Source organism: Dawidia cretensis, from assembly GCF_018598175.1.
GTDB classification, from domain to species: Bacteria; Bacteroidota; Bacteroidia; order Cytophagales; family Cyclobacteriaceae; genus Ohtaekwangia; species Ohtaekwangia cretensis.
In genome coordinates this window covers 16269-28479 of the sequence record NZ_JAHESE010000017.1, presented here as the reverse complement: position 1 = coordinate 28479, position 12211 = coordinate 16269, and the positions used below count along the sequence as shown (strand labels likewise).

Annotated in this window: 4 protein-coding genes; 2 read left to right on the top strand and 2 right to left on the bottom strand. The window is 52.1% G+C overall.

Annotation, left to right across the window (positions count from 1 at the left end):
- Positions 1–412 precede the first annotated feature (412 nt).
- The gene (locus tag KK062_RS16525) at positions 413–2749 is read left to right on the top strand and encodes a TonB-dependent receptor (protein ID WP_254085434.1); all 2337 of its coding nucleotides are present in this window, start codon (positions 413–415) and stop codon (positions 2747–2749) included.
- Positions 2750–2831: 82 nt separating this feature from the next.
- Here KK062_RS16525 and KK062_RS16520 read toward each other — a convergent pair whose 3' ends face one another.
- Both KK062_RS16520 and KK062_RS16515 read right to left on the bottom strand, forming a co-directional pair.
- Entirely contained in the window at positions 2832–4076 is a 1245-nt protein-coding gene (locus KK062_RS16520) for a PepSY-associated TM helix domain-containing protein (RefSeq protein ID WP_254085433.1), read from the bottom strand.
- Positions 4077–4086: 10 nt separating this feature from the next.
- Positions 4087–6501 carry a TonB-dependent receptor gene (locus KK062_RS16515; RefSeq protein WP_254085432.1) on the bottom strand — a complete coding sequence of 805 codons (2415 nt, stop codon included), beginning with the start codon at positions 6499–6501 and terminating at the stop codon, positions 4087–4089.
- A 788-nt stretch (positions 6502–7289) separates the two neighbouring features.
- Here KK062_RS16515 and KK062_RS16510 point away from each other — a divergent pair.
- The gene (locus tag KK062_RS16510; RefSeq protein WP_254085431.1) at positions 7290–12167 is read left to right on the top strand and encodes a hypothetical protein; all 4878 of its coding nucleotides are present in this window, start codon (positions 7290–7292) and stop codon (positions 12165–12167) included.
- Positions 12168–12211 lie beyond the last annotated feature (44 nt).

Below are 12211 nucleotides of genomic sequence, written 5' to 3'. Positions count from 1 at the left end.
AGCATGACAATAACATCCCTGCGCTCGGGAATGCTATATGTCGGGTATAATTGATGGATAACGATGCCAGGGCTTTGACACGGGTGATACATAACCTCTTTTTAACGTAAGGTCATCCAATTCTCTATCAGTGAAAACGTTTGTGGTGTTCAGAACCACTGGCCTGGTTTGTGAGCCGGTCAATCTGCAAAATCACCGTTGGTAGTGATTTTTACTATATCTCAGGCTACCCTTTATTGGGTGCTGTATACCCTGCATAGGGTATATTTAGAACAATTCCAAATAGGTTTGTGTCTGACAAAACACTTCTCCGCATATTTGCGCGCCCTCTCCAACCGCACCCCAGGTGATAAAAATCTATGGGTGCGTGGTTTGAAACTCAAACTCAGAACTATAGATCAATTCTACACACATGAATCGCATACTCTACATGTTTTTATTCCTGCTGCTCACGGCAGGAGCGCTCCATGCGCAGACCGGGAAAGTGACCGGTACCGTAAAATCAAATGATGGACAACCTGTGCCGTTTGTAAACGTCTATCTGAAAGGTACGAGCAAAGGCGTAATGACCGATGCCAATGGTAATTTCGAAATTACCGGCGTAAAAGACGGTACCTACACCGTTGTTGCCAGCAGCGTGGGTTTGCAGACCATTACCCAGTCTGTCGACGTTACCGGTGGCCAGTCGGCGTCCGTGGCCATTGCCATGGCCGAAGACGACGAAGAGCTCCAGGAAATTGTCGTCACGGCAAACCCCAGTCAGCACGTGACGGACTATCCTTCTGTTTCGTTGCGCCTCAAAACCCCGCTGATCGAAACGCCACAGAACATCCAGGTGGTAAGCGGCCAGGTGCTGCGCGAGCAAGCGATCTTCGACATGCAGGAAGGCGTAACCCGTAACGTCAGCGGCGCCAGCCGTTCGGACCACTGGGAGAACTATGCCCGCATTGTGATGAGAGGTTCGCGTGTAGCGTCTTTCCGCAACGGTATGGACGTTACCACATCATGGGGCCCCATGACCGAAGACATGAGTATGGTAGAGCGTATCGAGTTCGTAAAAGGCCCGGCAGGTTTTATGCTGGCGGCCGGCGAGCCGAGCGGGTTTTATAACGTAGTAACAAAGAAGCCTACCGGTATCACGAAGGGCGAAATGGGCATGACCATTGGTAGCTTCGGTACGTACCGCGGCACGCTCGACTTTGATGGCAAACTGAGCAAGGACGGTAAGGTATTATATCGCCTGAACCTGATGGGGCAGGAGAAAGGTACGCAACGTAAGTTTGAATACAACAACCGCGTTTCAGTAGCACCGGTTGTGAAATTCCAATTTAATCCGACAACATCCCTTACGGCCGAGTATAACCTGCAGTATGCGCAGATGTCTCCGTTAGGGTCAAGCTACGCCTGGTCGCCGACCAAGGTCTATGACGAGCGGGTTGCCGATGACTTCACGACGATGGAAGCCAATATGTCGCCGACGACAATCCGCGACCATTCGCTTATGCTCACATTTTCGCATAGCCTTGACGAGAACTGGAAATTTACCAGCCAGCTGGCATACCTGCGGTTTAGCCAGGAAGGTGAAAGCCTGTGGCCGACGGGCTTCGCGGGCGACACGTTGATACGCGGCGTCGGCATCTGGGACGTGCTGGGCACGGTAAAGGTAGGACAGTTCTTTTTGAACGGCGACGTGCAGACGGGTGCTGTTAAACATCGCATTCTTGCCGGTATCGACATGGGTTCGAAAGATGTGTATAACGACTATTCAACGAGTGGTGTCTTTGGGAAGCTTAATGTATATGATCCCCAATATGGATTTGTGCCGGCCTCAGCGTACCCGGTATACGATCGAAGCCTGGACATCCGCAAGCGTGGGTTACAGTCGACCAGTCAGTACTCGGCATTGTATGTTCAGGACGAACTACGATTCCTTGAAGAAAAATTGCGTGTAACGTTGGCTGCCCGGTATACGAGTGCTAAAAACATGGACCAGGACGCCGACGATAAAGTTACTCCGCGTATCGGTTTGAGCTATTCCATTAACAGCCTGACCAGCGTATATGCTGTATACGATGAATCGTATCTACCACAAACCGGTAATAACCGTGTCGGGGAAGCGTACGTACCTGTCGAAGCCAGCAACAAGGAAATTGGCATAAAGCGTGAATGGCTGGGTGGACGCTGGACAGCAACGGTGTCAGTATATGAAATTCTGAAGGATAAAGTCCTGGTGCCGGATCCAGATCAGCTACCTACCCAGTTTTTTTCCGTTCAGTTGGGTGAAAGCCGTACACGCGGCTTCGAATTTGATATCCGTGGGCAGCTCTTCGAAGGCCTGGACATTACCGCCAACTATGCATATACCGATGCAGTAATAACAGAGGACGTCAGCGATGATCTGGTCGATCAGCAGGTGCCGGGTACTGACAAGAATATTGCGAACGTATGGTTGAACTACCGTTTCCCGGCAGGCCCTGTACGTGGCCTCGGCATTGCCGCAGGGGTGCAGCATGCGTCGAAACGCTCAAACTGGTATGGACAGTGGACAAGAGCGAACGATCCGGACATGCCTGACATCACCCGTTTCGATGGTGCGGTCTCTTACCAATTTACAAAAATGTCGGTGTCGGTCAACGTGAACAATATCTTCGATACCAAACTGCAGTCTGGCGCTCCGTACTATGGAATGTACTACTGGCAGACCGAGCCTATGCGTAACTACCGTGTGACGATCGGGTACAAATTCTGAGAATCTTCTATCCGCTTTACAGCCGAAGCAATATAAAAATAGGCCGCTCGATCGAGCGGCCTATTTTTATTGCTAACAGCGTTTACTTCAATTTTACCTCCACCCGCTTAGCCGGCATGCGCGGCTTATAGGGGATGTTGGCGATGGCAGGCGTGGCCGCAGCATCCTTCTTCCTTGCTTTTTTCGTCCGCTTCTTCTCTTTCTTCAGCCGATGCAGATACATAATAAAGCCCGTGATCGGAAGTGACGCACAGATTAGCGATACAAATACAGCCAGCACTTGCGTGGGCCAGCCGTAAATCTTGCCGGTGTGGATGTCGTAGTTGGAATTGCGCCACTTCATTCCAAGCCCTTTCGCTTCGTGGTCTACCAACAACGAGAGATCGCCGGTGGCGCCATTGTAATAGACATAGTCTGCGTTCTTCCACCACGAATCACCATGATAGTGCACCAAACCGCCGACACGGGCGTTCTTTTTGGTGGGAAAGTTAAAGGTTACACGCAGGAGCTTGTCGGCGTTGTAGCGTTGCCGTACGTCTTGCCATGCGCGGGTAACACCTTCTGCCGTGGCGGTATCGGTGGTGTCACGTACGTTCAGATAAGCAACATCCTTTTTCGTTGAGCCCATCGCATTAAACACACTCTCTTCCCACCACACAAACGACCAGGTGAGGCCGGTCAGGGCAATAATCAGTGCGAAGATAAAGGCATAGAACCCCAGGACGTTGTGGAGGTCGTAGTTTACGCGCTTCCATTTGGCGTTCCACTTGATGGCGATGCTCTGTTTGATCTGGGCCACACGTTGCGGCCACCACAGCACAATGCCGGTAATGAGAATAAAGACAAAGATGGTGACAGACCACCCCACGATCATATTGCCAATGTCGCGGCGCAGCAGCAGGTTTTGGTGAATGCGGCGCATGAAATAAAAGAACTCGGTGCTTTTATCGATGGTGCCCAGCACCTGGCCGGTGTAGGGATTTACAAAAACCTGGTTGTAATAAAGGATCTCATCCTTCTCCCACCACGACGTGCTTTCTGCATTTCGCTTGTTGGCAGAGAAATAATAGGCGCGACTTGGGTCTCCGTAAATGGAAACAAAGTTAATGGTCTTCTCCTGGCCGAGGGCAGCTTGCGCAGAGGCTTTCAGCGTATTGATGTCGACCAGGGTCTCGCCCGGCTCGACGTGCGTGAGGGCAGGGTGGAAGACCTGAAAAAGCTCTTCTTCAAATACAAAGATGGCGCCGGTAATGCTGACCACGACAACAACAATGCCGGAGACAATGCCGAGCCAGCGATGTAAAAAAAGAAGAGCTTGTTTAATCATGATCCGTATATCAGAAAGTATACCCTAAAGTCACCAGGAAGTTATGCGGCTTTCCGGGGAAGAGGCGTATGTAGTCATAGCCGCCCACCCAGTATGTTTTGTCGAAGATGTTGTTGAAGTTACATTGGATCTTGACTTTGTTCACCGTGTAGTACAGGGCGGCATCCACCAGCACGTAGTCCGGGATAGACTGTTGGGCGTTGATGCTCAGAACACGGCGGCCCACATAGTTGGTGCCGATGCCGAAGCCCAGGCCCGTGAAGTCTCCACGCGGAATCGAGTAGCGCGTCCAGAAGCTTCCCTGGTGATGTGGCGCATTGGGCATTTGCCGGCCTACCTCTGCTTCGTTGAAGCTTTCTGTAATAGAGGCATCGTTGTACGAATACGTGGTAAGAATGCTCCAGTGCGGCAGGATGTGTCCCAATATATCTAACTCGATACCCCGCGACCGGTCTTCGCCGATCTGGCGCAACAACTCCGGATTGCCAGGGTCGTTGGCGTTCAGCAGGGTACCCTGTTGCTCGATCTGGTATACGGCAACGGTCATCGACAATTGTTTCTCGAACCACTCGCTTTTAGCGCCAACTTCATACATCTTGCTTGTCAGCGGGTCGAACGGCCCGCCGGCATTGGGGTTCGAGATGGAAGATGCCGTTTGTGGATTATAACCTTCCACATACGTGCCATACAGATTGATCTGTGGCAGCAATGCGTATACCAGGCCCACGCGGGGCAGGAAGGCATTTTGACGTACGTTCTTTTCGTCACTTGTACGATAGCCTACTTTGTCTATATAACGCTCGTAACGAACACCGAGCAGTGCCTGGAATTTACCATACTTGATAAGGTCCTGTGCATAGGTACCGTGCAGGTTGTAGAACGTCGGGGCTTGGGCAGCCGTTACATAAGTATATTTCGTCATGTCTTTCAGTCCTTGCGAGGCCAACGGGTTTTGCAGGTCGAAGTGCGGCACGTTCGGTACGAGGATGGCGTTACCCTCGGCATCGACCCTGTTGAGGTATCCGCCCGCTGTAATCTGCGAGGCGCCGGGCGGCAACTCGTCTTGTGCATAGTCATGGCCCAGCAGGATTTTGTGCTCGATGGCGCCTGTGTGCGCCGTATAGTTTAGGAAGGCCGACAGGTTGTCGCTGTAGCGTCTGCGCTTGCGCTGGAACACCTGCATCGCGATATGGTCGGTCATCGCCTGGCCTTGCTCGTCGCGCGCATAGGCATTGGCACTCCGGTGCTCGAGCAGGTCTTCGTTGTAGCCCGTCTTCAGATACGCTACATTGAATGATAGCCGCTCCGTAAACTGATGATTGAGCGATACCGAAATGTTATAGGTGTTTTCTTTCAGGAAGTCGTTGGCCGAGCTCAGTGCCAGGGACGTGGGCGTCGAGTACAGGTCGTTTTGCATGGTGGCCTGTCCGCGGTCCAGCCGGCTGTCCGATTGGTTGTAAATAATATCCAGGTTCAGCCGGGTCTTCTCCGAGGCCAAAAATGAAAGCGAGGGCGCAATGACAATGTTTTTGTCGAATTGCAGGTCGCGGAATGAATTGGCGTCCTCATAACCCAGGTTGATGCGGTAAAGCAGCTTACCGCCGTCGTTCACCGGGCCGGTGAAGTCGCCCAGCGCCCGGAAAGTATTGAAGCTGCCGAACGAGAAGTCCAGGGAATTGCGTTGATAATCCAACGGCTTCTTCGTCACCCGGTTTACTACGCCGCCAGGTGTAGCGTTGCCAAACAGCGCGGAAGAAGGACCTTTCAGTACTTCAACCCGTTCCAGGTAGTTGGCCAGCGGCTGTTTCCAGAACCCCGAAGAGGTGCGCATGCCGTTGAGAAGTTGTGTATTGCTCTGGCCATTGATGCGGTAGCCACGGATCGTAATATCGTCGTATGTCGTAAACTGGCTCACACCGCTCATGTTCTTTACCGTCTCGCCTACACGCATCAGGCCCTGGTCGGCAATCAGCTCCTTTGTAACGAAGGCGGCCGACTGCGGCAGATCTTTCGCGGCCAGCTCGGTCTTCGAACCAATAAAGGTCTGGGAGTTTTTATACGACTGTTCCTTACGGCCGATAATCTCGACCTGCTGTAAAACGTTGTCGTTTTCCGCCAGCTCGAAGTCAAAGGTCTGCGACGAGCCGTCGGTGACAGTAACATTTTTTACCTGCGGCGTATAGCCCACCATAGAGGTAGAAAGCCGGTACTGGCCTGGTGCCAGGCTCAGCTCATAGTGGCCGTCGGCGTCCGACACGGTTCCGCCGGTAGTGCCTTCGGCCATGACCGACGCTCCGGGAAGTGACTCGCCTGCAGCATTTTTAATGGTGCCGGCTACTTTGCCCGACTGGGCAAATGCCGTCGTGGCGCCCAGCAGCAAAACAAATAAGATGATTCTAAAAAGGTTCGTGGAAAGATGGTGCATAGATGATCGTATACGAATGAGCCGCAAAACTAATTTAGACTCATTATCGATAGCAAGGCACTCGCACTATAAGTGACGCAGTTGCTGATAAACACCTTTTGGAAGGGACCATCCGGGAATTCACCTACCCTATGAAGGGTAGGTGAAGCTACTTGGATATGGTAACAGTGCCTTTGTAATTTCTGTCAGGACAGAAAGCGTTGGTCACTGTATAGAAATAAACTCTGCTGGACAGACCGCCGCCGGTCCAGTTATTCTGGTAGTTTTTCTTTTCACGACCGGGTTGAGCACGTTCGCAGGCAGCGTCTTATTTGGCAGCCGCCGTCACGTTCTTCTCGAAGCCTGAGCAGGTATTCTTTGCCGTCTGCGTGATGGCATCGGTGCCTGCCTTTCCAGGCGTGGCAGATACTGGTGCCGTTGGGGGGTGCCAACGATTGCTAACGCACCGGCTATGTTTTTTGAATAGACTTCCGTAAAGAATTGTCTATAAAATAATAAAACCTTACAAACCGTTGGGGAACTTAAAATCTACTGATACTTTTGAGCGTTCAATGGTCAATAAGATCGATAGCTGGTGTGTATGTAATAATGCTGTAGCTATTGAAAGTATAGTTAGTATAGTATTGTTGTATTGAGCGTTTAATAGAACCCCTTTACGGAAGTCTCTTCCGTTTGTCGTGTAGTTACATTTTCTTATGATACGTAATCCTCGGATTGTACGGGCAATTTCCCTGTACTGTCTCCTTCAATTCACATGCTCGATCGTGTGTCCGTCGGTAACTTATGCTTTGACGTCAGGGCCCTCGCAACCGGAGTTTTCGAGTTTTGAGCCGGTGGCGACTACCAATATGGTGGACGAGTTCACAGGCGACTTTACCTATAATCTGCCGTTGCTGGAAGTGCCCGGCCCGCAGGGCAGCGGTTATCCGGTGTCACTATCGTACCATAGCGGTGTTGGGCCGGAAGAGGAAGCTTCATGGGTAGGGTATGGCTGGACGCTGAATCCGGGCGCTATCAATCGAAGCGTGCGGGGCCTGCCGGATGATTACCGCGGTGACGAAATCGAATATCATAACAAAATGCCACGCAACTGGACGGCTACTGTAGGGTTAACCGCCGGATTTGGCGAAGCGTTTGGCTTTGATTTCTATAAGACGCTGGGGGTAGAGCTTTCCGGAAGTGCGACACTTCGCTATAATAATTACCGCGGCTTTGGTTACAACGCAGGCGTAGGCCTATCGTTGGGGCGTGGAATCGTGTCGCTTGGCTATGGCGTTTCGGACGGCAGCGGCTCCTGGTCGCTGGATTTGAACCCCTATGCCACTTTAAATTGGGTGAAAGGAAAGACCGATCAGAACGGCCAGCCCATGGGACGGGAAATTTCGCAGTATGCGGCCAAAACAATCGAGCGGGCCAGGACGAGTACCGGAAAAGGATGGAATCTGTTCGGTAAGTCCTACGGTGTTTACACCTATACGGAAACCACCCATCCCAACGCAGTAACCCCGTACCTGGGCATGTCGTATAATGTTTCCATTGCTTTTCGGATCAATCCCGGCCCGATACCGGTCGGCGGCAATGGTAACATTCTGGGGAGCTATTCTTTTCAGGAAAATGTACCGTCGTATTCAGTAGACACGTACGGATTCCTTTATTCCCGGGAGGCCAGCACCGTCGATCAAATGGATTACCACGTAGAGCAGGAAGGCGACTTCAACAAGCGAGACGTTTTTCTGGGCGTTCCATTTAACGATGCAGATAATTTTATTGTTACCGGAGAGGGTATTGGTGGCGGATTCCGATTATATAACCAAACAGCAGGCCAGTTTGCGCCGAGTTATACCGCTAACCGAACAGTAATCAGGAATGCCGGCGGAGAAGTTTCGGCAGGCTGGAATTTTGGCCCCGGCGTCGACGTGGGCACGGGCGAGCATACCCTGGAGGTCGGCGAATGGAAGCGCGATATGTCGGAGTTTCAACCCGCGGCCGGTGATCGTTCAGGCGAGCCGGTTTTCTTTCGGTTCAACACGGACCTGGCGGGTGAGTGGGGTACCAATCATACGGACCTACCCTTAAGCGCCCAGCTGAAAGCGGGCACGGTGACGTTAGGCCCTCGTACGCCGCGAAGTGATTTTTCAAGATACAATAAGGAATCGGGCCGCACCGGGCGCTCTTCCTACATCGGCTACCATACCAATAGCGAGATGGTCGACGGCAACGGAGTGCCTACTTTCTCAGCATACTCGAAAAACGAGTACATCAATACGGCCTTAAATCGCCGCGAAGCTCTACCGGATCAGATCGGAGAGTTGGCGGTGTTTAATCCAGCCGGTGTGCGCTATATCTATGCACTTCCCGTATATAACCGCAGCCAGGTAGAGCTGAGCCATGGCGTCCGGAACCTGACCAGCATCGAGAAGAATTACCGGGCATATGCCAACGCGCCCGATCGAGAGATCCAGGTAGGAACCATACAACAGTCTCCGTATGCGACAGCATTTTTGCTCACCGAAATCACCCTGCCGGATTATGTCGATCGTGGCGCGGTTACAGAGGGCGAACGCGGACCATCGCCGGACGATCTGGGCGGCTACACGCGGTTCAACTATCAACAGGTCTTTGGCACATACCGATGGCGTGCACCCTTCGAAGGGATGATCTATAACAAAAACTCGCATTCCGATCCGCTCGACGACATGGTGAGCTATGCCGAGGGAGAAAAGGAACTGCGCTATCTCCATACCATCGAAACGAAAACCCACGTCGCTTTCTTCGATACGGAAGACCGTGTGGATGGTAAAGGTGCCGGAGAGGATGCTTTTAAAAAGGGTGGACTCCCAGGTTCGGGGCGACTGAAGCGACTGAAGCAGATTCGCCTGTATCAGCTTTCGGACTGTGAGCGCGATGCGAACCGAAAACTGGTGCGGACAGCCAACGGATCGCCTAAACTTCTCGAAAACGCAAAGGTTATCCAGACAGTGTTTTTGGAATACGACTATTCCCTCTCAACAGGCGTTCCTAACGGTGACACCGGTCAGGGGAAGCTCAAGCTAAAACGTGTATACACCGAATATCAGGGTATCAAGCGCGTGAGCATTAGTCCGTATGAGTTTCAGTATAGTTATCCGTCAGCTACGGAATACGATGCATTTCCGGCTATTTATACAACCAATGGTGACTATGACGTTACGCGCGACTACCGCACATTCGCTACCAATGCGGAAAACCCAGAGTACTCGCCTTTTCTGAACGACGCCTGGGGCATGTGTCAGGCAAATGGTGAAGCACAATTCGAGGCCATGCGTCCCTGGTTAAACCAGAAGAGCTCGCCCGGTTTCGATCCCGCGGCGTGGCATTTGAAGGTGATTACATTACCCTCCGGCGGGCAGATTCATGTTCAGTATGAACAGGACGACTATAATTTTGTACAGGATCAGGAGGCGCACGTAATGGCCACCTTGCTGGAACCGCAGGCGGGGTCACCGGGTGGTCGGTATTTTATCGATGCTGCTTCCGTGGGCTTATCTCCCGGCGACAACCTCACCGAGGCCGCCCGGATGATTCGGGATCGGTACGTTACAGGCAAGAAAAAAATTCACTTCCGTTTCTTGTATAAGCTACTCGGGGAAGGCGCACCCTCGCTGGAGAGTTGCAATGCAGAATATATTTCCGGGTACGTCGCTGTCAAGGATAGCGGCGTGGAAGGAGGTCTTTTATATATCGATATAGACGGTGGACAGCGTCCGCCCGTGGAGGTGTGCCGTGACTTTGTAAAAGCATATCGTCTCGGAAAACTGGATACCGATGGATCCTGTAATCCCACGGGGATTAACCCGCCGGACGACGCCGAAGAGATCGTGAACCAGCTCAAAGGTATGATGGAAGGCATTTTTGTGCCCGGGGACCTATGCAATGGCATGAACTACGCGCATTCGTATTTCCGTATTCCCACGCCGCTGGCGAAGAAGGGTGGCGGAGTGCGCGTGCGGCGGCTCATGATGTTCGACAAAGGGCTGGAAGAAAATGCTGTGCTATATGGAAATGAATATCTCTACCGCATGCTTGAAAACGGAAGGGAGATCAGCAGCGGCGTGGCAACGAACGAACCCCGGGCGATGCGGGAAGAAAATATACTCGTAGACTATATTGCCCGCGGGGATCAGGGTAAGACCAGCAAGCTGGTGGCAGGAGAAGATCTGAAGCAGTCAGAGGGGCCGTTGGGAGAGAGTATTTTGCCGTCGCCTTCAATAGGCTATGCACAGGTTATTACCAGGCCAATCAACGGTGGCGCCTCGGCCGACGGCTTCTCCGTGAGTGGATACAATACGGCCCGGAAATATCCCATCAAACTGGGCAACCCGATGGATGACAAAACGATGACACCAATCTATCGGATGGATGATTCACCCAAACAAATCGTCGCGCCTTTTTATACCAGAATAAAAACGCGTACGGACGCTACGCAGGGATTTGCGTTTTTATTGAACGACATGCACGGCACACCCCAATACGAGGAGCAATACCGCGGCCCGTATACCAATATTGCCACCCTGGCCAGCGCCGTGAAGGTCAGCCGGCGGGACTATACCTATTTTGAACCAGGCGAAGCCGTGCCTATGATGTCATCGCTCACCGAGGAACTGAAATACAAACACCCCGGGCGGGAAGTAGATTTGACATTTGCCCAGCGGCATGTAAAAGAAGAATCAAACGACGTAAACACGGAGCTGGATTTTGATATCACGCCGTGGATCTTTGGTGTCATTCCGTTTTTTACAGGGATCCCAGCCTTTAGTAACATTGACGGCGAGCTGAATACGCACATGACCACGAAGGTAGTACGCTACCCGGCCATTCTGCGAAAAATAACGTCCCTGGCCGAAGGCATTGAACATTCAGAAGAATACATAGCATTTGACGAGAGCACCGGACAGCCCGTGTCCGTGCGCACCTCGGACGAGTTCGGCGGCGCGTATTTGGCACAGGGTATTCCCGCTAACTGGGAATATCCCGGCATGGCCGGCAAGTGGCAACGTGAAGGATACAAGTTCCCGGGTAATTTTACGCTCACAGGCGAGTATTTGTCGCTGGGTAGCAATTATTGTTTGATGGAACTTTTTACCCGCGGCGACCAGATCCAGCTTGGTGACGCGTCAAGCGCCGTCTACAATGTAGTCGATCGTGACTATCAGGGTAATCGCCTGAAGGTTGCATTGGCGCGGGGTGCGTCGGCTGTCTCCGGTTCGATAACATCCTTTACCATTCTGCATACGGGTCGCACCAACGAGCTGCAGAAGCAGGCGGGGTCCATCGTATTTCACTATGAAGAGCCGGCGCAAGCCGTGCCGCCGACCGTAAGCAATGCGGATAGGTATGTGGAACACGGACAGAATCGCTATGGCGCGGACCTGAGCCAACGGGTAAAAGGCCTGAGCGGTCAGGGGCGGTTTGTGTTGGCCGGGCCGTATGAGCATATGGACTTGTCTTCCTTTCAAAGCATGTTGACTATGTGTACGGTAGACCTGCAAGATGTGCGGGCCAGTCAATTAAAGTTTGCCTATACAGTCACCGGAACGGGAGTTTCGCTCAAGCTGATATCTTTTACGGTGTTGTGTAACCAGGCAACGGGAGAATCGGAGACAATAACAGCGCCAGGCTGGGAATAAAATGATTTACGAGAGAATAATATCCAGAATTTTTATGTGTCGCT

Bases quoted from the DNA above. Each gene is read 5' to 3' on its own strand.
- KK062_RS16525 (WP_254085434.1), top strand. From the start codon at position 413: ATGAATCGCATACTCTACATGTTTTTATTCCTGCTGCTCACGGCAGGA.
- KK062_RS16515 (WP_254085432.1), bottom strand. From the start codon at position 6,501: ATGCACCATCTTTCCACGAACCTTTTTAGAATCATCTTATTTGTTTTG.
- KK062_RS16520 (WP_254085433.1), bottom strand. From the start codon at position 4,076: ATGATTAAACAAGCTCTTCTTTTTTTACATCGCTGGCTCGGCATTGTC.